We start from the raw sequence: 22,489 nt of genomic DNA, 5'->3' as shown, positions 1-22,489 counted from the left end.
GCCGGATAACGGTCACGATCGAGTCAAGGTCCCCGTGCAAGCGGTTTCCACCGGCACGTGCCCTCTGAAAGCATCGGACGAACGTTCGGCGGGGTTCAGGGGGATGCGTGACCGGGTTCGTACTGCTGCGCGTGCGGGCGCACCGGTTGCTGCTCGCCGCGGCGCTCCTCGCCGTCCTGCTGACCACCTCCGTGCTCGCGACCCTCGCCGCGTTCTCCGGCTCCATCGGCGACGCCGCCCTTCAGGGCGCACTGCGGGGGCGCGCCGCGCCCGCCGCGGCGCTGGTGGTGACCGGACAGGTGCCGCCGGCCCGGCGGGAGAGCGCCGACACCGCCACGCGGGAGGCGGCCGGCCGGACCTTCGACGGGCTGCCGGTGACCGTACGGAAACTGGAGCGATCCGGGCCGTACGCGCTGCCCCGCGCCCTGCAGAGCCCGGGCGCGCGCCTGGGCGAGCCCGACCTCACCCACTTCGCGGCCCTCGACCGTTCGCGGCTCGCGCTCGTCAAGGGCGCCTGGCCCGACGGCACCGCCGGCACCGTGATCGACGTGGCGGTGCCCGAGGAGGCCGCCGGGCGGCTCCGGATCGGGCCGGGGACCGTGCTCGACCTCGCCGACCGGTTCGGCGGGAAACCGGTGCGGGCGCGGGTCACCGGGGTGTACCGGCCCGCCGATCTCACCGATCTGTACTGGCAGTTGGACCACGCGGGCGGGCGCGGTGTGAAGACCGTCAACTTCACGACGTACGGGCCGCTGCTCACCGACCCCGCCGTGCTCCGCTCCGGGCGGGTCACCTCCGGTGAGACGGCCTGGCTGGCCACCGCCGACTTCACCGGCGTCACCACCGACCGCATGGACGCGCTGCGCGCCTCCGCGTCGGCCGAGCCGAAGGCGCTGACCGCCGACACGGCCCCCTTCGGCGGTGCCGTCAGCGCGCACACCGCGCTGCCGACCGTCCTGGAGCAGACCGAGCGGTCCCTGCTCGTCTCCCGGTCGACGCTGATGATCGTCGCCGTGCAGCTGGTGCTGCTCGCCGCGTACGCCCTGCTGCTCGTCGCCCGGCTGCTCAGCTCCGAGCGGTCCGGCGAGACGGCGCTGCTGCGGGCCCGCGGCGGTTCACGGCGCCGGATCGCCGCGCTCGCCGCCGCCGAGGCGCTGCTGCTCGCCCTGCCCGCGGCCGTGATCGCCCCGCTGCTCGCGGGTCCGCTGACCCGGCTGCTCGCGGGCCGGGCCTCGCTCGACGCCCTCGGCGTACGGCTCGACGACGTCCCGCTCGGCCAGGTGTGGCTGGTCGCGGCGCTGGTCGCCGTGGCCTGTGCGGCCGCCGTCGTGGCCCCCGCGCTGAGCACCGGGGACGATGGCGCCGTCACCCTGCGCAAGGGACGTGCGGCGGCGCTGCCCGCGCCCGTACGGGCCGGGGCGGACGTCGGTCTGCTCGTCGTCGCGGCCGTGGCCTACTGGCAGCTCGACCGGCAGACCGGCGGGTCCGGCGGGGGCTCGGGCGGTGGTGCGCTCAGCGGCGACCGCGGGGGTTCGCTCGGCATCGATCCGCTGCTCGTCGCCGCCCCCGCGCTCGCGCTGCTCGCCGGCACCGTCCTGACCCTGCGGCTGCTGCCGCCCACCGCCCGGCTCGCCGAGCGGCGTGCCGCGAGCGGGCGCGGGCTTCCGGCCGCGCTGGCCGGCTGGCAGTTCAGCCGCCGCCCGCTGCGCGGCGCGGGCCCGGTGCTGCTGCTCGTCCTCGCCGTCGCGATGGGCATGCTCGCCGTCGGGCAGAGCGCCTCCTGGGACCGCTCGCAGGAGGACCGGGCCGACTTCCGTACGGGTACGGCGCTCCGGGTCCTGAGCGCCGGGGGCGCCGACCCGTCCCTGGCCGGGCAGTACACGGCTCTTCCGGGAGTCCGTTCGGTCGCTCCGGCGCACCGCGCCACGACGAGCTTCGCGGGCAACCGCACCGCGACCGTCCTCGCCCTCGACACCCGGCACGCCGCCGACGGCTTCCTGCTCCGCGAGGACCTCGCGGACGCCCCGGCCCGCGAGCTGCTCCCGTCGCTCGCCCCGAAGGCGGGTCCGCGCCCGGGGCTCGTGCTGCCGGCCGACAGCCGTGGCCTGACGTTCGAGCTGCGGCGCAGCGCGCCACGCGGCACGGCCCCGGCGCAGGTGACGGTGGTCGTGGAGGACCCGTACGGCGTTCCGTACCGTCAGCTCCTCGGGCCGCTGCCCGCCGACGGCCGGTCGCACCGGCTCACCCTCGACCTGGGCGGTCCCGGGGAGGTCCGGAGCACGCCCGTGGGCCCGTTGACGCTGACCGGCGTGGAGCTGGACGGGACGGTCGTCGACGGGCAGGACGGGAAGCAGACCTTCGCCGTCGAACGGCTCGTCTCCCGCCACGACGGCGGCTCCGAGCGCCCGGTCGACGCCGTCCGCTCCCTCGTCTCGTGGCGCGCCGGCTATCAGGAGACCAGTGGTGGCGACCCCGGGGACCCGGTCGCGCTGACCGGACGGTCCGCCGGTCCGACGCCGTACGAGGTCGGGTTCACGACCGGTGTGACGGAGCCGCAGGTGCCGTCGGGCCAGGAGGACTTCGGGCTGCGGATCACCGCGCCACGCACCGCGCCGCCGGCGACGCTGAGCGGGGTGGCGACGGACGCGTTCCTCTCGGCCGCCGGGGCGAAGCGGGGCGACCGGGTCGAGGTGGCCCTCGGCAGTCTGCACCTGAAGGTGACGATCGTGGACACCGTACGGGAGCTGCCGACCACCGGCGCCGGGGCCACGACCCTGTCCGCGTCCGCACCGGTCGCCACGCCCGACGACGGGGGTGCGCTCCTGGTCGATCTGCACGCGGCGAACCGGTCCCTCGCCGCCGACCCCACCGCGGCCCTCCAGCCCAACGAGTGGTGGCTTACCACCGAGCCCGGCCGCGCCGACGACGTGGCCCGGGCCCTGCGCGCCCGGCCCGACACCGATCCGGCGCAGGTGCTCGTACGGGACGAGGCCGCGGCCGAGCTGCTCGGCGATCCGCTCGGCGCGGGCCCCGACGCGGCGCTGATGGCGGTCGCGGTGGCCGCGGCGGCGCTCGCGGCCGTCGGCTTCGCGGTCGGCGCGGCCGGCTCGACGCGGGAACGGTCCGCGGAGTTCGGGGTGTTGCGGGCGCTGGGCGCCCCGCGCCGCCAGCTGGCCCGGCTGATCGCCGCCGAGCAGGGCCTGCTGGTCGGCATCGGCCTGCTGGTGGGCTTGGCGCTGGGCGCCGTGCTGACCCGGGCCGTCGTCCCCCTGATCGTGCTGACCGGCCAGGCGGCTCAGCCCGTCCCACGCGTCCTGGTCCAGCTCCCGCCCGGGCATGTGGCCCTGCTGCTCGCCGGGGTCGCCGCGCTGCCGCTGCTGATCGTCGCCACGATCGCGCTGCGCCGCACCGACCCGGCCGTGACCCTGCGGCACCAGGGGGACCAGTGACGCGCCGCGAGGACCGCGTGCCTCCCCCGCCCTCTCCCGGGTCCCCGCCCGCACCCGTCAGAAAGGCAGCCGCCATGCCCCGCACGCCCGTCCGCGCCGTGGCGCCCTGGGTGCGGACCCGGCTGCGGGTCGCCCCGGGGACGGCCTGGGCCTTCGCGCTGCTCGTCCTGGTCACGGCGTTCCTCGCCGCCGCGCTCCCGCGGACCGTGGACGCGTACGAGTCCGAGGGTCTGCGGCACGACATCGCCGAGGCGGCCCCCCGCACCACGGTCCTCGAGATCGCGACCCCGCTGGTCCGGCCCGACGGCCTGCCGGACGGGCAGGCGAACGGTACGGCCCCCGACGACCTGGCGCGGCAGCGGGCGCAGCTGGAGCGACTGCTGCCCGCCCCGCTGCGCATCGACCCGGAGGAGTCGGTGCACGGTGTACGCACCACCAAGTGGGTCACCGGCCTCGATCCCTGGCTTCCGCAGCCGTACGGGGTGCCCCCGGAGTTCATCCTCGCCACACCGTCGGCGCTGGCCGAGCACACGACGGTACGGTCGGGCCGGCTGCCGGCGAAGGCGGACACGGCCGAGCTCACCAGCGAGGCGGCCGTCACCGTCGAGACGGCGAAGTCCCTTCGCCTGAAGGTCGGTTCGGTGGTCCATGTGCCGAACCGGTACGGCTCGGCCCCGCTCGCCGTGACCGTCACCGGCATCGTGGAGCCGGTGCGTCCGCAGGCCGCCTACTGGTCGGTCGAGTCCCTCCTGAGGACCCCCGCGTACGCGATGAAGCGTGGCGGCATCGAGACGAAGTACTACTGGCAGGCCGCGCTGCTGCTGCCCCCGGAGGGCGGGGCCCTGCTCCAGGAGAGCCTGGGCGAGCCCGAGCTGTACTGGCGGCTGGCGCCCGTCGGCGACCATCTCACCGCGCGGGACGAGCCGCGTCTGAGCCAGGCGGTGGCCTCGCTCACGGGCGGGCCCGACCTGGCGAAGGCCCGGGAGGTGATCGGCTCCTTCGGCACGGTCACCACGGGCCTCGACGAGGTCGTCGCGGCGTACAGCGGCATGCGGACGGCGATCGAGCCGGTCGTCGCGGTCGCCGCCTTCGGCATCGGCGCGGTCGCGGCGGTCGTGCTCGCCATGACGGGCGGGCTGTTCGCCGCCCGGCGCGCCGCCGAGCTGGCGCTGCTGCGCTCGCGCGGCGGCTCCCTGGCCGGGATCGGCGTCCGGCTGCTCGGGGAGACGGCGGTCCTGGCCCTGCCCGCCGCCGGACTCGGTCTGCTGCTCGCGACGCTCGTCTTCCCCGACGCCCGATTCGGCCCCGCTCTCGCCGCGGCCGGCGCGGTCGCGCTGCTCGCCGTCCTGGCGCTGCCGCTGCGCGCGCTGTTCCTGCACCGCAGGCCGCTCGCGCACGGCGGGCGCGAGGACCTGATCGCCGCCCGCCCCTCCCGGGGCCGTACGGTCGCCGAACTCACGGTCCTCGCCCTGGCCGTCGGCGCGGTCGTGGCGCTGCGCCGGCGCGGTACGGAGGATTCCGGTGACTACCTGGTCAGTTCGGCGCCGGTACTCGTCGCGCTGATCGCCGCGCTCGTCCTCGTACGGCTGTATCCGCTGCCGCTGCGGTGGGCGACACGGCCGGCGCGCGCGCTGCGCGGCGCGGTCGGCTATCTGTCGCTCGCCCGGGCCGGGCGTTCCTCGGTGACGGGTGCGCTGCCGCTGCTGGCGCTCCTGGTGGCTCTGACGACGGCCGCGTTCGGCGGCTCGGTGCTCGCCGGGGTGGCCGACGCGCGGGACCGGGCGGCGCTCCTGGAGACGGGCGCGGACGCGCGGGTGACGGGCGACGCCGACGCGGCGCCGCTGCCGGACGGGCTCGCGAAGGCGGTGCGCGGGACGGCGGGGGTGAAGGACGTGGCCACGGTGCAGGTCGAGTACGGCGTGGCGCTGCCGACCACCGGGACGACTTCGGCGACCGAGCTGCGGACCACTCCCCTGGTGGGGGTGGAACCGGAGTCGTACGCCCGGCTCGCCGCGCGGACCGGCTTCGGGCCGTTCCCCGCCGAGCTGCTGACATCCACCGGGACGGGCGGGAAGGACGACGCGGGGCGGGTGCTGCCGGCGATCGCCTCGCCCGCGGTCGCCGAGCGGCTCGGCACGGAGCCTCGGGGCATCACGGCGGCGGCCGGTTCGTTCACGGTGCGGATCGTGGGTGTACGGTCCGCCACGCCGGCCCTGCCCGAGCAGGACTTCCTGCTGGTGAACGCGGCCGACCTGACCCATCGGGCGGACACCGTGCTGCTGGCCTCCGGACCCTCCGTGAAGGGGGACGCGCTGCGGGCCGTGGTCGCGGCGAAGAGCCGTGACTTCTCCGTGGTGCTGCGGACCGAGCAGCGGGCCACCTACGTGGACTCGCCGATGCAGGCGGGCGCCGAGCGGATCTATCTGGCGGCGATCGGGGCGGGTGCGGGCTATGCCGTCCTGGCCGTCCTGCTCTCGCTGCTGCAGTCCGCGCCGGAACGGGCCCTACTCCTCGCCCGGTTGCGGACGATGGGGCTGACCCGGCGGCAGGGCCGGCGGCTCCTCGGTCTCGAAGCGCTGCCGCAGGCGCTGCTCGCGGCGGTCGGCGGCATGCTCGTCGGCTGGGCGACGATCCTGCTGCTCGCCCCGGGCGTGGATCTCGTCCGGCTCTCGCTCGCGGCGGCGCCCGGGCTCGGCGCGCTCGACACCGCTCCGCTGCGGGTGGACGTGTGGTCGCTGGCGCTCCCGGCGGTGGGGGTGGTGGCGCTCACGGGCCTGGCGGCGGCCCTTCAGGCGTGGTGGTCGACGCGCGCCGGATCGATCAGGGAACTCAGGGCAGGAGACGCACGATGACCGATATCAGCCTTGCGGAGCTGGAGCAGCGGGCGACGGCCCACCGCCACCGGCCCTCGTTCGGGCACGACGCGCTGATCGCCTGCGACCGGCTGGTACGGATCTTCACCACGGACGGGGTGGAGGTGCAGGCGCTCCAGGGCCTCGACCTCCTGGTGCGCGAGGGCGAGCTGATGGCCCTGGTGGGGGCGTCGGGCAGCGGCAAGTCGACACTCATGAACATCCTGGCGGGCCTGGACGTACCGACGGCGGGCGCGGCGAGGGTCGCGGGCCGTGATCTGCTCTCGATGGACGCGAAGGCGCGGCTGGGGTACCGGCGGGACGTGGTGGGCTTCGTCTGGCAGCAGACGTCCCGCAACCTGCTGTCGTATCTGACGGCGGCGCAGAACGTGGCGCTGCCGATGCAGTTGCGGGGGCGGTCGAGCCGGGCGGGGAAGGCGGAGCGGGCGGAGGAGCTGCTCGCGATGCTGGAGGTCGCGGACTGCCGGGACCGCCGTCCGCACCAGATGTCCGGTGGCCAGCAGCAGCGGGTCGCCATCGCGGTGGCGCTGGCGAACAACCCCTCGGTCCTGCTGGCCGACGAGCCGACGGGCGAGCTGGACTCGGCGACGGGCGAGCAGGTCTTCGCGGCCTTCCGCCGCGCCAACGAGGAGCTGGGCACGACGATCGTGATCGTCACCCACGACCAGGCCGTCGCTTCCGAGGTCCGCCGCACGGTCGCCATCCGAGACGGCCGCACCTCCTCGGAGGTCCTGCGCCGTACGGAGGTCGACGCGGAGGGCCAGGAGTCCCTGGTCTCCCGCGAGTACGCGATGCTCGACCGCGCGGGCCGGCTGCAACTCCCGGCGGAGTACACGGCGTCCCTGGGCATGGAGCACCGCGTGATGCTGGAGCTGGAGCAGGACCACATCGGGGTGTGGCCGGACGACGCGGACGGATGAACGCGAGGGACGGGGGCGGCTCGTGGGGAAGGCACTGTCGTATCTCGGCGCGGTGGCGGTGCCTTGGGGCGCGGGGGCGCTGCTGTACGTCTGGGCCGACTGGAGCCTGCGCGGTTCGGCGACTCCCACCGGGGTCGCGGTGCTGGTCGGGCTCGCCGTCCTCGGCGCCGCTCTGGGCGCCCACAACGCCCTCTTCCGTGAGGGCGGCGGCTGCCTGGCGGCCCTGCTGATCCTGGCGGGCCTGGCGGCGGTCTGGGTGGAGGTACGGGACTCGTCGACCCGGAGCGCGGTCGTCAGCTGTGTCGTGGTGGGGAAGGTCGGGGTGACCCACCATCCGACCTTCGGCGAAGGGGCGCCCGAGCCCAGGACGCTCTTCCACCACACGGTGGACTGCCCCGGGGGCTACCCGGCGGAGTTCACCGCCGAGACCAGGGCGGCGTCCGAGGGCGGGAGGATCCGCATCGCGTACGACCCGACCCACCGGTTGGACCCGGTCCTGGCGAGCGAGAACGTGCCCCGCGGATCCCCGGTGATCCCGGCGGTCCTGCTGGCCTTGTCGGCGCTGGCCTCGGTGATCACGATCGCGAGGGAGGGCGGGAAGAGGGAGTCGCGCTGAGCGAGCCCCTCGTGGTCGGGCGCCGGCCTCAGGCGGGGGCGAACGACAGGGACGACGGGACCGTCCGTACCGCTATCGAGCCGAAGGGCGTACGGAGCCGGAGCCACGGCCCCGAGGCGAACAGCGCCACCGGCACGCCCTCCCCCGGCAGGAAGCCAAGGGACTGCGCGGCGTGCACCGCGCGCAGCGGCAGCCCGGTCTCCGCGACCGTCCGCGACCAGATCTCGCGGCCGATGCGGTCCCGCTCGGCCCGCGTCCGCCGCTCCTTCGGCAACTCCTCGTCCCGCGCGCGGAATTCGGCGACCGCCGCGGTGACCGCTCCGCGCAGCCGCTCCGCGCCCGGCAGGCCGGTGACCGGCTCCCAGCCACCGCGCGGCGGCAGGACGCCGGCCCACGGCGGGCCGGTGACGCTGTCGGGGACGACGGCCTTGCCGGCCGACTCCTCGATGCCCTCCAGGAGTTCACCGGCGGAGACGGTGACGTCCAGATCCACGGCGTCGACGAGCCGTGCCGTACGGATCGCCAGCACCTCGAACGACGGCGGCCGTCCGAACACCGCGAGCGCGCCGCCCCCGGCCTGGAGGCGGACGGCGGCGGCGCGGTCGTAGTGGATCAGCCTGGCAAGGAAGGCGGCGAGGTCCGCCGCCTCCCGGGCGTCGGCGAAGTGCAGCGGCGCGATCATGCGGCGGACGTCATCCCGTCGTCCATGTACTCCTCGAGGAACGACCGCTCCTCGGCGGAGATGCGACGCGGCCGCTGGGCCTCCAGGTCGAAGGGGACGACGACCGTCGAGGCCCGTACGTACGTCACTTCGGGGTCCTTGACCTCGTACGCGATCGTCAGCGACGCCGCGCCTATCTTCGTGACCCACGACTCGATGGTGACCGGCCTGTGCCGGTGCACCAACGGCCGCACGTAGTCGATCTCGTGCCGGGCCACGACGGACCCGCCGGAGAACGACGGCGAACCGTCGCCCGGCGCCAGCCGGAACATGAAGTCGATCCGCGCCTCTTCCAGGTACCGCAGGAAGACGACGTTGTTGACGTGCCCGAAGGCATCCATGTCCGACCAACGCAGGGGACAGCTGTAGATATGGCGCACGCTCAGCCTCGGGTCAGCTTCTTGTAAGTGGCACGGTGCGGACGGGCCGCGTCCGGGCCGAGGCGCTCGATCTTGTTCTTCTCGTAGGACTCGAAGTTGCCCTCGAACCAGTACCACTTCGACTCACCCTCGTACGCGAGGATGTGCGTCGCGACCCGGTCCAGGAACCAGCGGTCGTGGGAGATGACCACGGCCGCACCCGGGAACTCCAGGAGCGCGTTCTCGAGCGACCCGAGGGTCTCGACGTCGAGGTCGTTGGTCGGCTCGTCGAGGAGCAGCAGGTTGCCGCCCTGCTTGAGGGTGAGCGCGAGGTTCAGGCGGTTGCGCTCACCACCGGAGAGGACACCGGCCGGCTTCTGCTGGTCCGGGCCCTTGAAGCCGAAGGCGGACACGTAGGCCCGGGACGGCATCTCGACCTGGCCGACGTTGATGTAGTCCAGCTCGTCGGAGACGACGGCCCACAGCGTCTTCTTGGGGTCGATGTTGGCGCGGCTCTGGTCGACGTACGAGATCTTGACGGTCTCGCCGACCTTGACGGAGCCGGTGTCCGGGGTCTCCAGGCCCTGGAGCATCTTGAAGAGCGTGGTCTTGCCGGCGCCGTTCGGGCCGATGACGCCGACGATGCCGTTACGGGGCAGCGTGAAGCTGAGGTCGTCGATGAGGACCTTGTCGCCGAAGGCCTTGGAGAGGTTGTTGACCTCGACGACGATGGAGCCCAGGCGCGGGCCCGGCGGAATCTGGATCTCCTCGAAGTCCAGCTTCCGCATCTTGTCGGCCTCGGCGGCCATTTCCTCGTAGCGAGCGAGACGGGCCTTGGACTTGGCCTGACGCCCCTTGGCGTTCGACCGCACCCACTCGAGCTCTTCCTTCAGACGCTTCGCACGCTTGGCGTCCTTCTGGCCCTCGACCTTGAGGCGGGTGGCCTTGTTCTCCAGGTAGGTGGAGTAGTTGCCCTCGTAGGGGTGGGCGCGACCACGGTCGAGCTCCAGGATCCACTGGGCCACGTTGTCGAGGAAGTACCGGTCGTGGGTGACGGCTACGACGGTGCCGGGGTACTTGGCGAGGTGCTGCTCCAGCCACTGCACGGACTCGGCGTCCAGGTGGTTGGTGGGCTCGTCGAGGAGGAGCAGGTCGGGCGCCTCGAGGAGGAGCTTGCAGAGCGCGACGCGGCGCTTCTCGCCACCGGAGAGGTTGACGACCGGCCAGTCACCGGGCGGGCAGCCCAGCGCGTCCATGGCCTGCTCCAGCTGCGCGTCGAGGTCCCAGGCGTTGGCGTGGTCCAGGTCCTCCTGGAGCTTGCCCATCTCCTCCATGAGCGCGTCCGAGTAGTCGGTCGCCATGAGCTCGGCGACCTCGTTGAAGCGGTGAAGCTTCCCCATGATCTCGGCGGCGCCGTCCTGGACGTTCTGCAGGACGGTCTTGGTCTCGTCGAGCGGGGGCTCCTGGAGGAGCATGCCGACGGTGTAGCCGGGCGACAGGAAGGCGTCACCGTTGGACGGCTGCTCAAGACCGGCCATGATCTTGAGGACGGTGGACTTACCGGCACCGTTCGGGCCGACCACACCGATCTTCGCACCGGGCAGGAAGCTCAGCGTCACGTCATCGAGGATGACCTTGTCGCCGTGCGCCTTGCGCGTCTTGCGCATCGTGTAGATGTACTCAGCCAAGAGAAACCGTCCGGCAAAGAGTGAGTGGGCAGATACACCCCATCTTGCCTGACCGCCACCCCCGGGGGCCAACCAGTAGGCGGGGCACCCCCTGACCTGCGCGTTCCCGGGCCACCCCCGTAGCCGACCTGTCACTGTTGGTCGCCCCCGGCCACCCGTGAGCCCCTCGCACGGCCCACAGACGGCCCGGCCGCCACCGCCGCTCCGCCACCGTGCCCCCTAGGGCAATCGCCAGCAGGCAGAAGGGGCAATCAAGACCAGCGGGGATCTTGCAGACAGTTAGAGGCAGGGTCGCCTTCGGAGCGATACCTTCCTGCTGCACTCGCAGCGCATCAACCGCAGCGAAGGGCACCTCCACAAGAGATGCCACATGCGCTGAATTGCCTTTTGTTTGGAATCGTCGGAGGGGACTTGGAATGCCGGACGTGCTGGACGGACGTGCCTTCAATCTGGCAACGATCGTCATCGCGATCCTCGCGCTATTTCTCGGAATCGTCGGAGTGATCTACGCGCGGCGCGCCCTCTTTCCGCCAAAGCGCGAGATCACTTACGCGATCGAAAGCGCTCCATTGATGAACGAAACGAGCACTCTTCAGCACGGCGTCTCTGTGGTACATAACGGCGTCACCATTCGCGACCCCCACATGTTCACCCTTCGCCTGACGAACACAGGTCGGCATGCTGTGGCCAGCGACTACTTCGATCAGGCGCGCCCTCTGGCCTTCGATCTCGGGACACCGATCCTGGAAATTACTACCACCTTTGACGGTCAGTACAGCACGCAAGGAAGCGTCATCAGCTTTGGGCCAGATCTCTTGGCGAGCAAGCAAAGCATCTCCTTCGCGGCTCTTACAGAGGGTCGCCCCGATGTCCAGGTGCAGGAATACTTGATCGACACGAAGCTGCGGAAACTTGTAGACCAAAACCTGACGCCTCGCACTGTCGTAATTCACGCACCGAGCCTATTTGCCGCCGTCGCAGCCTCAGTGTCAGCAGTGCTGTCACTTCTTTCGCTCGGTTAATCGTCCGGGGTCTATACGGTCGCCGCTCGCTCCAAACGGCAGCCCAGCCACAGCGCACCCCCCGCTCCCATCCCGTCTGCCGTCGACCCACACACCGTGGAGCAGGCGCGGGTCCTGGCCTCCAGGTGGAGCGCGCCACTGCACGAACGACCTGGACGCCAGGGCCCGTGTCTGCTCGGCTCTGCCTGGGTCGATGGCAGACGGGATGGGGCCCCACCTTCACCACGACGCTGCATGGCAGACGCCCACGGCCTGAGATCTTCGGGCTCGGCGTCGACAACATCGGCGACCTCGGCTGGCTCTACGTGCGCCAGCAGGTGAAGAAGGTCCGCGGTGGGCTCGTGTTCGTCCCGCCCAAGCGCGGGAAACTCCGGGACGTGCCGCTCGACCCCGAGGTGTCGACCGCCCTCCGCGAGCACATCAAGCACTTCCCGCCGGTCGACGTCACCTTGCCATGGCTCACCCCGACTGGGCCCAAGGTGACGCACCGGCTCGTCTTCACGGCCCCCGCCGGCACCGCACTGTGGAGCAACGCGTTCAGCGACAAGACGTGGAAGCCGGCACTCGCTGGCGCCGGAATCATCCCCGTCCCCGAGAAGGGGCACCGCTTCGCCGCCGCCCGTGAGCACGGGATGCACGCACTCCGGCACTTCTACGCCTCCGTCCTCCTGGACGCAGGCGAGAACATCAAGGCCCCCTGAGTCTCTACCTTGGGCACAGCGACCCAGGGTTCACGCTCCGGGTGTACACGCACCTGATGCCGAGCAGCGAGACGCGGAGCCGCAACGCCATCAGCAGTATGTACCGGGCTGCCGGCCACGCGCATGACGGCCCAGACACGGCCCAGGCCGCCTGAGACGGCTCCTCATCGGCGGGAAACCTGCTGGTGAGGGGCTGTTTTGTGTCCTCGCTCGGAAAGAGCATCCGTAGCCACCGCACTGCGGCAGGATGCCACTGACATGATTCCGTCAATCAGTCAGGGGGATCAATGGGAAGCGCGCTCATCGGCTTAGACGTCGTTTCTTTTGGCGTGACTATTCGTTGGGCCGTGCATGACAGATCTGGTTGAGCGGTTGGTGCCGGAGGAGTTGTGGGTGCTGTTCCGGCGGGTGGTGCCGCCGACTGAGGTGAAGCGTCCGCAGGGCGGGGGCCGGCGTCGGGCGGGTGACCGTGAAGCTCTGGCCGCGATCATCTTCGTGGCGACGTCGGGCTGCACCTGGCGGCAGTTGCCGCCGGTGTTCGGACCGGCCTGGCCCACGGTCTACCGGCGTTTTGCCCAGTGGAGCCGGGACCGGGTCTGGGCCCGGTTGTATCGGGTCGTGCTCGACGAACTCGGGGCCCGGGGTGAGCTTGACTGGTCGCGGTGCGCGATCGACTCGGTCAGTGTCAGGGCTGCAAAAGGGGGCCTTTGACGGGACCGAATCCGACCGATCGCGGCAAGCTGGGATCGAAGATCCACCTGATCACCGATCGCAACGGACTGCCGCTGTCTCTGGGTATCTCCGGTGCGAACATGCACGACAGCCTGGGCCTGGAGCCCCTCGTGCGTGGGATCCCGCCCATCCGCTCCCACCGCGGCCCGCGCCGTCGGCGCCCGGGCGAAGCTGCACGCCGACAAGGGCTACGACTACGACCACGGTGGCTTCGCAGCCGTGGCATCCGCCACCGCATCGCCCGCAAGGGCGTCGAGTCCTCACAGCGGCTCAGCCGTCACCGGTGGGTGGTCGAGAGGACCGTGTCCTGGCTGGCCGGATGCCGACGGCTCCACCGTCGCTACGAGCGCAAGGCCGAATATTTCCTTGCCTTCGTCGGCATAGCGGCCCTCCGTATCTGTTTCCGTCGGCTGTACCTGAATCCCAAGACACTGACGGGGTGGTGAGCCAGTCCTGTCAGAGTCCCGACGGGTGGCTGGAAAGCCAGTCGGCATGCCGATCGCGCGTCTGATCCCGCTCCTCGGGCGTGGCGAGGAAGACATCGGCCCCTCCGTCGTAGGGGTGGTAGATGCGTCGCATCTGGGTGTCGGTGATGAGGACTCCCGCCACCTTGTCGTCCGCGATGTCACGGAACAGTTCGTCGAGGCAGCCGTATCGCCAGGGCCGGCGGGCGGCGAAGAGGTGGCAGTAGGTACGGAACTCCGGATCTGGATCGTCCTCCACCAGCAGGCTCTGCCAGTAGCCAGCATCTGGAAGAGATGGCGCAACCTCGGCTTCGGTCGCCCAAACTGGGGTGATCACGTAGACATCCCCACCAGCGAACAACTCATCGAGGACGGTGTTGTACCGCTCCAGGACGATGGTGTACTCGCTCTCGTCCTCCGCGTATCGCTTCGACTCCGGCAGGCTGTGGAAGCGCACCCAGACATTCCAGTACGGGTCGCGGAGCTTGTACCCGACTGGAGGACAGTTGGGCCAGTGCTGCTGCCACAACTCTGTCAAAGCCTCCCTCGCACCTCCAGACATCTGCCGTACTCGTCCTCTCGCACCGTGGCCTCTACCGATGGTCATGATGCCCCGCGCTGGGTCACCAAGAGAAACGACGTCTTAGCCGCTGCGGTGGTTGGCGTCACAGGCACGCTTGTTGCCTCTGTCCTGTCGCAACGCCTTCTGGCTCGCGTTCAGTCGGAGCAGTTCGAGCGTCAGCAGCAGGCAGCCGAAGCCCAGTGGCGCCGCGAGCATCAGGTAGCTGAGCTGAACCGTCGACGCGACGGCTACATGCAAGTCGACGCGTCCCTACGCCGCTACCGAACCCACCTCATGAACTTCTTGTGGATCGTGCACAAGGGAGCTGTCACGCCGGATGCACGTGAGCTGGTCGAGGAGGCCCGACGCGATCACCACTCCGTCTTCGCCGAGGCTCAGATGGTCGCCTCCGCAGCGGTCTTGGCCGAGCTGGATGAGATGACGAAGGCGCTGTCTGAGGTCTACCGGCGAACCATGTGCCTGGAAGAGGGGCATCCGGATCCAGATGGGTCCGTTCGACGAAATACGAACGGACTTCGTTCGGCTCTGGGAGCAATGGGAGCGGATGCGCGCCACGATGCGCGCCGATCTCGGCCTCGGGAACATTGCCGGCGAGCAGCCCGCACTCTCGGTTCCCTGACGTCCCCTCCCCCAGCTAACGGCCCAGAGACGGCCCAGGCTGCCTGAGACGGCCCCTCATTGGCGGGAACCTGCTGGTGAGGGGCTGTTTTGTGTCCTCGCTCGACGAGAAACACCCCATCCTGCCTGACCGCCACCCCCGGGGGCCAACCAGTAGGCGGTGGGCGCCCTGACCTGGGGGTTCCCGTGCACTCCGTAGCCAACCTGTCACCGCTTGTCGTCGGCAGGCGCGCCGGGCCTCTCGCACGGCCTCCGGACGGCCCAGCGCACGCGCGTCCGTGGTCACTTCTTCCTGAAGTGCTCGATCAGGTGGGAGTAGCTGTCGTGGGCGTGGCCGTTCTCCACGGCCTTGTTCACGAGGGCGAGGGTGTAGCGGGGGAATGCGGCGTCGATGTTCCGCGCCTCGCTTTCGCGGACGAGGTCCTCGACCGAGGGCCGGTGGTGCTGGAGCGCTCCGTACGGCGTCGCGTACTCGCCACGGTCGACCTCGTCGGCGATCACCGGGAGGAACCCCAGGAGGGCGTCGACGGAGGGGTGGGCGTCGTCCAGGAACCGCCGCGTCTCGATGCCCTCACTGGACAGCAGGGCGGCCGCGTGCAGGAATCCGTTGAGCGCGCCCCACATGGTGCCGTGCACGGCCATCCCGTACAGCGCGGGCACTCCGGCGTCGGCCGAGATCAGCGTTCCCCTGCCGCCGACGAGCTGAAGCGTCGCCTGGAACTGGCGGAACACGGCGTCGGAACCGCCGTAGAAGATCACCGACTTTGCGCCGCCGATGCCCGGAGCGATCGTCATGATCTGCCCGTGGAGATACTGCGCGCCCTGGTCTCCGACCCACTCGGCCACGGCCCTGGCCTCCGCCGATGTCCCGTCCGTGAGGTTGAGGACCGAGCGGCCGGCAAGCGCGTCGCCCGCCGATTCCAGCACCGCGCGGGCCGTCGCGTTGCCCTTCACGCTGACGACCACGAGAGGACTGGCGGCAACGGCGTCGCGGACGGAGGCAGCCCGCTCGGCTCCCCTGGCGACGAGTTCGCCGGCCTTGTCCGGCGTACGGTTCCAGACCGTGGTCGCGTGCCCGCCGTCCAGGAAGGCGCCGGCGAGCGCGAAACCCATTTCGCCCAAGCCGATCACGGTCACGGCCGGCTTGACGTCGGTTCGTTCCGGGGCAGTGGTCATCGAAGTCGCTCTCTTCCGGGTCGCCGTGGCCAGGCCCCCTGCGGGGCCGCCACCGGTGCTGGGCGAACGCCACGCTAGAACCTCAACCGAAGTCGAGGTCAAGGGATTTCGGGGCGTGCGCGTGGAATCGGAGCGGGGCGTGTCTCCCCGTACACGCACGACGGCCCCGGTGCGCGTGTCGCGCACCGGGGCCGGTGGTACTACGGGTGTCCTACCGGACTGTTACTGGCCGGCCGTCTTCTTCTTGCGGAGGAAGAAGACCGCGCCGCCGCCGAGAACCACGAGGAGCGCGGCGATGCCGGCGATCATCGGGGTGGCGTTGGAGCTACCGGTCTCGGCGAGGTCGCCGCCACCGGTGGTGGAGCCGGTGGTGGAACCGCCGGCCGTGCCCTCGGTGGGCGGGGTGGTGACGGACGGCTCGGTCGACGGGGTCTCCGACGGGAGCGGGCCCGGGGTGGCCGTCTTGCAGTCGAGAACGCCCTTGAAGTTCTTCTCGAAGCCGTTCGGGCCGGTGATCGTGAAGTCGTAGGCCTCGTCCTCGGCGAGCGGGACCGTCACCGTCTTCGACTCGCCGCCGGCGATGGTGACCTTCTGGCCCTTGACCTCGAAGGTGAAGTCCTCGTCACCCTCGTTGGACGCCGTGACGTCCAGGCCGCCCTTGGCGCAGTTCTTCTCGACCGTGACGGCCGGGATCGCGCCCTTCTTCGCCCAGGTGGCGGTGGCCTTCGCGGTGACGCTGGAGGTGCTGGTGCCCGCCAGGATCAGGGTCTGGCTCTTGACCTTGGTGGAGACGAACGCGCGGCCGATCGGGACCGTCGTGTCGGCCTGGACCTTCAGCTCGGCGGCGCCGTCGGCGGTGCCGGCCGGAACGTCGAAGAAGACCTGGCCGCCCTTGGCGACGTTGGTGACGACCTTGCCGTCCTTGTCGACCAGCTTGACGCCCGCGGGCGCGCCCGGGGCGAGGGAGACCGCGGCGGAGGCGGCGTTGGTGTCGACCGTGATCGGGCCGAGGCGCTCGCCCGACTTACCGGCGACCGAGGCCGGGGAGACGCTGAGGGAAGCCTTGGGCTCCTCCAGGTTCACCGCCTCCTTCTCCAGGTACTCCGTGAGCTTCTGCGCGTCCTTGTTGACGGGCTCGGCGTCCACGTTGTCGGAGAAGTGCCAGATGGCGGCCTGGGTGGCGGCCGCGGCCGTCTCCTTGGTCAGGTTCGCCGCGCCGACCTTCTTGGCCAGCTCGTCGAGCTTGTCGACCTGCGGGTAGGAGTTCTGCAGGATCCAGCGGATCTTGCCCGCGTTCTTGTTGTTGTGCAGGGACGACTGGTCCCAGCCGACCTCCTTGTACTCCTGGCCCGTCTTGGCGCCGGTGTAGAGGTCGATGCAGTAGGTCTGCAGCACACCGCCGGGGGTGACCTGCATCTCGAACAGGCCGGCGGAGACCTTGCCCTGGCCCTTGATCTTGACCGTGTCGAAGACGGTGAGCTTGCCCAGCGTGGCGGTCGCGCCGCCGGTGCCGTCCGCCCCGTCCTCGGCCAGCGCCGGTCCCGCTACAGCTATCGCACCGGCCGCGACGAGGCCGGTGACCACGGTCGCGGCGGCAAGGCGGGCAACGCCGCGCCTCCGAACAGAAAACATGAATTTCCCCTCCGGGCGAGCTGCTCCGTGCCGTAGGTCATTCGTGACACGTGGGGGGAGCGCATCGCCAGCAGATTCACAGACCCGGTTGACTCAACTGTCGACTCAAGTGGTGACTCAAGTCCCGTATGAGTACCTGGGAATCCTAGAGATGGGGAAGAGCTGGGTGCCCGCTCATACGACCTGATAACCATTCCGTCTCGGAATCGTTATGAGGGCGTCCGCTCTGCGGAGAATCGCAGGTCACAGAGTCGACAAATCACTACAACACCAGTTCAGAGCGCGGGTTCCAGGACCTTAGGCGCCTCCGGGCGCTCCCACAGGTCCCGTTCAACCCCTCCCTCTCCGCCGCTCCCCTGACGCTCCGTCGAGCGTGAATCGCCCTTCGCCACCCGGCGGAAGGCCGCCGTTCCGCGCGTCAGATCGTGGCCCACGGCGAGCGCGTCGATGTCCACGAACGTCCTGCGGCGGCCGTCCTGCCGGTCCTCCCCCTCCTCCTCCCGCACCCGCAACCGGCCGTGCACCACCAGCGGCTCGCCCACCGAGACCGACGCGGCGAGGTTGGCGCCGAGCGCCCGCCACGCGAACACCGTGTAGAAGCTGGTGTGTCCGTCCGTCCAGGTGCCCCGCTCCCGGTCCCAGCGGCGCGCCGTCACGGCGAACCGGAACCGGGCCACCCCGCCCGTCGCCGTCTCCCGGTACTCCACGCTCGTCGCCACGTTCCCGACCAGCGTCACCATCGTGTCGTTCATGTCCGTCCCTCCCCGTTCCTCAGGCCTGGCTGCCCTGCACCTCCATGCTGGACGGGGCGGCGGAACCCCGCCGAAGCCTGTGGACGGACGAGGTGTTGGGGAGAAGACCGTCACCCGCAGGGGTGAACCCGCGCCACGTGACCGGCGCCCCGGGACGCGCCCCGAGCAGGGCCCCCGACGGGCAGCGCCCCTGCGAGCAGCCCCTCCGCGGACTGCTCCCCCGCCGCCGACCTCACCTCATCCGCGCGCCCGCCCTCGTACCACCCCACCGGACACCGCCGCCGCCCAGCCGCGTCACCCGGGCCCCCATGCGCGTCCCCGACACCGTCACGAACTGGTCGCGCACCTCCCGGTAACGCATCAGCTCGGCCGAGATCGGGTCCAGGACCCGCGCGCGCCCGCACGCGGCCGCCGCCTCCCGCAACTTCCGTTCGGCCTCCTGCCCGTACCGCCGGGCCGGCCCCTTCACCGCCGCCGCGCACGCCCACTCCACCAGCGGTCCGCCGACGATGCCGCCGAGCATGATGAGGACGGGCGGCAGCAGCCCCGGCTCCACGACGCCGATGATCTGGCCGACCAGCCACAGCGCGCCGAAGACCTGGAGCAGCGTCATCAGGACCTGGGCCAGCACGGCCGCCGGCCACCAGGCGGGCCGCGGGGGGCGGGCGGCCGGATCGCCGATGGACGCGGTGAGTTCGTCGAGCGCTTCGGGCAGCCCGTCGGCTCCCCGGGCCGCCGCCTCGCGCACCGCCTGCGCCCAGGGCGCCGGGAGCCCGCGCGAGGCGTCGTCGGCGACGACCCGTACGGCCTGCTCCACCCGTTGCCGCGCCGTGAGTTCGTCCTCCAGCGGCGCCTGGAGGCGCGGGTCGGTGGAGCCGTGCGCGCGCATCCGTTCGTACCAGCGGTAGAGCCGCAGCCAGGGCGTGCCGCAGGCGCGGATGGCGCTCCGGCGCCAGACGCGTTCGGCGGCCTCGCCCGCCGCCGCGGCGCCGACGGCGACCGCGAGCCGGGCCGCGAAGTCCTCCCGTGCCCGCTCCCCCAGACCGGTCTGGCCGTCGGAGACGTATGCGGGGCGAAGCCGGACCGCGGCCGCGTCGACGTCGGCGGAGAGCCGGAGCGCGGGCGCGGTCCGTTCCGTTACGAACCGGCCGAGCAGTTCGCGCAGTTCACCCACGCCCTCGCCGGTGAGGGCGGAGAGCGCGAGGACGGTGGCGCCGGGTTCGCCGTGTTCGCCGAGGGCCATGCCGTCCTCGTCCAGGAGACGGCGCAGATCGTCCAGGACCAGGTCGGCGGCCTCGCCGCCCAGCCGGTCGATCTGGTTGAGGACGACGAAGGTGACCTCGGCGTGGCCCGCGAGCGGGCGCAGATAGCGCTCGTGGAGTACCGCGTCGGCGTACTTCTCCGGGTCGACGACCCAGATCACGGCGTCGACCAGGCCGAGGACCCGGTCGACCTGGTCGCGGTGGGTGGTGACGGCCGAGTCGTGGTCGGGCAGGTCGATCAGGACGAGGCCCTGGAGGTCCTCGTCGGCGGCCCCGCCCGCCAGGGGGCGGCGCCGGAGCCGGCCGGGGACGGCGAGCCGGTCGAGGAGACCGGCCGAGCCCTCGGACCAGCTCAGCGCGATGGGCGCCGAGGTGGTGGGGCGGCGCAGTCCGGTCTCGGAGACGGGTACGCCCGCGAGGGCGTTGAAGAGCGTCGACTTCCCGCTGCCGGTGGGCCCGGCGATCGCCACGACGGTGTGGCGTGCGGAGAGCCGCTGGCGTGCGGCGGCCTCGTCGAGTACGCGTCCGGCCTCGGCGAGCGTCTCGTTGGCCAGTCGTGTACGGGAGAGGCCGACGAGTTCATGGAGGGCGTCGAGCCGGGTGCGCAGGGAGCCGCCGTACTGCCCGCCGAGCGGCGGAAGACTGTCCTCCTCCGCCTCGGCAGGGGCCTCTTCGGCTTCCTGGGCCCGTTCACGCTCGCTCGCCCGCCGTGCGATCAGGCCGTCGTCCCAGCGGTCGTCCGCGCGGTCGTCCACCGTGCTGCTCACCGGTCCTCACTTCTCCTTCTGCAGTACGGAGAGCGCGGCGATCAGTTCCGCCTGCGGCTCGGGGGTCACTTCGAGGGCGTCGAGGGGGGCGAGGCGCCGGTCGCGTTCGGTGTGCAGGGCGCGGTCGAGGCACGTCATGACCAGCGCGCCGCCCGTGTCGCGCAGACGCAGGGCGGCCTTGGCGCCGAGGAGTTCGGCCAGCCGCTCGCCGGCGCTGCGGGTGCGGCGGCCGCCGAGCGCGGCGGCGGCGAGGAGGGCGGCGACGGTGTCGGCCTCGGGGGCGGCGGTACGGGCGGTTCCCGGCCGCTCCGTGCTGCGGAGCTCCTCCTCGGCCAGCTCTTCGAGTTCGCGCCGCCAGCGCCGTACGGTCATCTCGATCCGCTCGGCCGCCTCCCGGTCGGGCGCGACGGGCGCGGCACGGAGGGCGGCCGCGGCGGGTTCGCGGCGCCAGGCGTCCCGTACGCGCTCGTCGGCGGCGGCGACCGCGCACTGGAGCAGGGCGGTGAGCGACTCGACGAGGGCGTCGAGCAGTTCGTCGGCGGTGCTGTCGCGGGGGTAGCCGCGCCAGCGGGTGCGGGCGTCGCCCGCCAGCACGGCGCCGCGGCGCACCTGCTGCCGGACCCGTTCGCCCTGCTCCTCGTACGCGGCCTCGACGGCGCCTCCGAGCCGGACCGCGGCGGCGTACTGGGCGGCGACCGCCCCGGCGAGCTCGGGCATCCGGCTGTCGAGGGAGTCGATGACTCCGGAGGCCGTACGGCCCATGGCCTGCTGGCGTGCGGCGGGGTCCTGGGCGCTGTGGGCGAGCCAGGCGCGCAGCGGCGCGACGGCGCTGTCGGGCAGCAGCCCACTGCCGCCGCCCGCGGACTCGGGCAGCTCGGGAATGGTGAACCGGGGCACGTCCCTGAGCCCGGCCTTGTCGAGCAGGGCCTCGTACTGCCGGGAGACCTCGCCGAGGATCTGGTGCGGCACGCGGTCGAGGACGGTGACGAGCGTGACGTCGTACTCCTTGGCGGTACGGAGCAGGTGCCAGGGGATGGCGTCGGCGTACCGCGAGGCGGTCGTGACCATGACCCAGATGTCGGCGGCGCAGATCAACTCGGAGGCGAGCAGCCGGTTCTCGACGACGAGGGAGTCGATGTCGGGGGCGTCGAGCAGGGCGAGGCCGGGGACGAGGGCGGAGGAGGTCTCGACGCGGAGCGCGTTCTCCTCCGGGGGTTCGTCGCCCTGGCTGTCGTCGTCCTGCTGTGGCAGCCAGACGCGGGTGAGCTGGGGCAGGACGCGCATTCCGGCGAACCAGTGGTGGTCGTCGGGGTGGCAGACGAGCACGGGCGTACGGGTCGTGGGCCGGAGCACTCCGGCCTCACTGACGCGCCGCCCCACAAGGGAGTTGACGAGCGTCGACTTCCCGGCCCCCGTGGATCCGCCGACGACGGCGAGGAGGGGGGCGTCGGGGTCCTTCAGCCGGGGCACCAGATAGTCGTCGAGCTGCGCGAGCAGCTCGGCCCGGGTCTGGCGGGCGCGTGGGGCGCCTGGGAGGGGGAGTGGGAGACGCACGGCGGCGACACAGTCGCGCAGGGCGGAGAGTGCGTCGATCAGCTGAGGCCGTTCGTCCAAGGTCACCACATGCGAAGAATGCCCAATTTTGGAGCCTTTTTGAAGCGTATACGGGCCCTGCGCGCCGACCGAACAGCAGACGACAGGCACCTCAGGCATAACGAGTGCACAACACCCGGCCCGAGTGGCGTGAAAAACACTGCGCGAATCGCACCTGCCTGCGATTATCGTTCCGCTTCACCGAACCTCCACATCGTGCCACGCAGGTGAAGCAACCGGGCCAAGGCGATCGGAGCCCTATCCTTGACCCGGCAGGCCACGCCCCACCCACCAGGGGCTCCCGGCCACCGGTCCACCACCCGGCCCCCGTAGCTCAGTGGATAGAGCAGGTGCCTTCTAAGCACTTGGCCGCAGGTTCGAGTCCTGCCGGGGGCGCTCCACCACAGACCCTCCTTCGGGAGGGTCTTTTTGCTGGTCATGGCGCATTCTGGTCATCGCCCCCGCGCGGGGACGCACGTGTGGCTCCGCACCTCGACGGCGCGGAGCCACGGCCACCTCCGCGCGGGCCCGTATCTGCCGGTTGCCGGTCGCCGCGCTGTG

16 protein-coding genes, 1 tRNA gene and 1 pseudogene are annotated in these 22,489 nt (G+C 71.7%); 8 read left to right on the top strand and 10 right to left on the bottom strand.

Going from position 1 to position 22,489, the window contains the following annotated elements; all coding sequences use genetic code 11:
* The first annotated feature begins 107 nt into the window (after window positions 1-107).
* From ACZ3OF_RS05095 to ACZ3OF_RS05080, 4 genes are all read left to right on the top strand, one after another.
* The gene (locus ACZ3OF_RS05095; RefSeq protein ID WP_467302916.1) at window positions 108-3,449 is read left to right on the top strand and encodes an FtsX-like permease family protein; all 3,342 of its coding nucleotides are present in this window, start codon (window positions 108-110) and stop codon (window positions 3,447-3,449) included.
* Between the two features lie 74 nt (window positions 3,450-3,523).
* A complete protein-coding gene (locus ACZ3OF_RS05090; protein ID WP_467302914.1) occupies window positions 3,524-6,301 on the top strand; it encodes an FtsX-like permease family protein in 2,778 nt (925 codons plus the stop codon).
* Entirely contained in the window at window positions 6,298-7,242 is a 945-nt protein-coding gene (locus tag ACZ3OF_RS05085; RefSeq protein WP_361678390.1) for an ABC transporter ATP-binding protein, read from the top strand. Before ACZ3OF_RS05090 ends, ACZ3OF_RS05085 begins: the two co-directional genes overlap by 4 nt.
* 22 nt (window positions 7,243-7,264) lie before the next feature.
* Window positions 7,265-7,858 carry a DUF3180 domain-containing protein gene (locus ACZ3OF_RS05080; protein WP_467302912.1) on the top strand — a complete coding sequence of 198 codons (594 nt, stop codon included), beginning with the start codon at window positions 7,265-7,267 and terminating at the stop codon, window positions 7,856-7,858.
* A gap of 28 nt (window positions 7,859-7,886) precedes the next feature.
* On the opposite strand, the gene ACZ3OF_RS05075 is transcribed toward ACZ3OF_RS05080, so the two are convergent.
* From ACZ3OF_RS05075 to ettA, 3 genes are read right to left on the bottom strand one after another with little or no spacing between them, the layout of a single operon-like run.
* Entirely contained in the window at window positions 7,887-8,540 is a 654-nt protein-coding gene (locus ACZ3OF_RS05075; protein WP_361678385.1) for a DUF8010 domain-containing protein, read from the bottom strand.
* Entirely contained in the window at window positions 8,537-8,959 is a 423-nt protein-coding gene (locus ACZ3OF_RS05070) for an acyl-CoA thioesterase (RefSeq protein ID WP_361678382.1), read from the bottom strand. Before ACZ3OF_RS05070 ends, ACZ3OF_RS05075 begins: the two co-directional genes overlap by 4 nt.
* A 2-nt stretch (window positions 8,960-8,961) precedes the next feature.
* Window positions 8,962-10,626, bottom strand: coding sequence for an energy-dependent translational throttle protein EttA (ettA, locus tag ACZ3OF_RS05065; protein ID WP_361678379.1), 1,665 nt, complete (start codon window positions 10,624-10,626; stop codon window positions 8,962-8,964).
* Window positions 10,627-11,042: 416 nt separating this feature from the next.
* Here ettA and ACZ3OF_RS05060 point away from each other — a divergent pair, with 416 nt between their 5' ends.
* From ACZ3OF_RS05060 to ACZ3OF_RS05050, 3 genes and pseudogenes are all read left to right on the top strand, one after another.
* Window positions 11,043-11,648: a hypothetical protein gene (locus ACZ3OF_RS05060; RefSeq protein ID WP_467302907.1), complete on the top strand. Its 606-nt coding sequence runs from the start codon at window positions 11,043-11,045 to the stop codon at window positions 11,646-11,648.
* Window positions 11,649-11,902: 254 nt separating this feature from the next.
* Window positions 11,903-12,504 (top strand): annotated as a pseudogene (locus ACZ3OF_RS05055) (tyrosine-type recombinase/integrase); the annotation flags it as partial.
* A 196-nt stretch (window positions 12,505-12,700) separates the two neighbouring features.
* Window positions 12,701-13,527, top strand: a protein-coding gene (locus ACZ3OF_RS05050) for an IS5 family transposase (RefSeq protein WP_467302905.1) whose coding sequence is annotated in 2 segments (ribosomal slippage) — window positions 12,701-13,055 and window positions 13,055-13,527 — 828 coding nt in all. Because the reading frame shifts where the segments join, the coding sequence is not laid out codon by codon here.
* A 10-nt stretch (window positions 13,528-13,537) separates the two neighbouring features.
* Here the strand turns inward: ACZ3OF_RS05050 and ACZ3OF_RS05045 are convergent.
* From ACZ3OF_RS05045 to ACZ3OF_RS05015, 7 genes are all read right to left on the bottom strand, one after another.
* Window positions 13,538-14,002: a DUF3885 domain-containing protein gene (locus ACZ3OF_RS05045; protein ID WP_361681877.1), complete on the bottom strand. Its 465-nt coding sequence runs from the start codon at window positions 14,000-14,002 to the stop codon at window positions 13,538-13,540.
* Window positions 14,003-14,188: 186 nt separating this feature from the next.
* Window positions 14,189-14,365: a hypothetical protein gene (locus ACZ3OF_RS05040; protein WP_467302901.1), complete on the bottom strand. Its 177-nt coding sequence runs from the start codon at window positions 14,363-14,365 to the stop codon at window positions 14,189-14,191.
* Between the two features lie 663 nt (window positions 14,366-15,028).
* On the bottom strand, window positions 15,029-15,922 hold the full coding sequence (locus ACZ3OF_RS05035; RefSeq protein WP_467302899.1) for an NAD(P)-dependent oxidoreductase: 894 nt from the start codon (window positions 15,920-15,922) through the stop codon (window positions 15,029-15,031).
* A gap of 222 nt (window positions 15,923-16,144) precedes the next feature.
* Complete coding sequence (locus ACZ3OF_RS05030; RefSeq protein ID WP_361678376.1) at window positions 16,145-17,554, bottom strand: Cys-Gln thioester bond-forming surface protein; 1,410 nt, start codon at window positions 17,552-17,554, stop codon at window positions 16,145-16,147.
* A gap of 275 nt (window positions 17,555-17,829) precedes the next feature.
* Window positions 17,830-18,306 carry a single-stranded DNA-binding protein gene (locus ACZ3OF_RS05025; protein WP_361678373.1) on the bottom strand — a complete coding sequence of 159 codons (477 nt, stop codon included), beginning with the start codon at window positions 18,304-18,306 and terminating at the stop codon, window positions 17,830-17,832.
* Window positions 18,307-18,538: 232 nt separating this feature from the next.
* Window positions 18,539-20,335 carry a GTPase gene (locus tag ACZ3OF_RS05020; protein WP_467302896.1) on the bottom strand — a complete coding sequence of 599 codons (1,797 nt, stop codon included), beginning with the start codon at window positions 20,333-20,335 and terminating at the stop codon, window positions 18,539-18,541.
* A gap of 6 nt (window positions 20,336-20,341) precedes the next feature.
* A complete protein-coding gene (locus ACZ3OF_RS05015) occupies window positions 20,342-21,949 on the bottom strand; it encodes a dynamin family protein (protein WP_467303784.1) in 1,608 nt (535 codons plus the stop codon).
* A gap of 302 nt (window positions 21,950-22,251) precedes the next feature.
* Here ACZ3OF_RS05015 and ACZ3OF_RS05010 point away from each other — a divergent pair.
* A tRNA-Arg gene (locus tag ACZ3OF_RS05010) sits at window positions 22,252-22,324 on the top strand.
* The last annotated feature ends 165 nt before the right edge of the window (window positions 22,325-22,489 follow it).

The sequence above is a fragment of the Streptomyces sp. NPDC022552 genome (genome assembly GCF_055561875.1).
The sequence above is the reverse complement of the archived record's forward strand: the minus strand, read 5'-3'. Positions and strand labels throughout refer to the sequence as shown.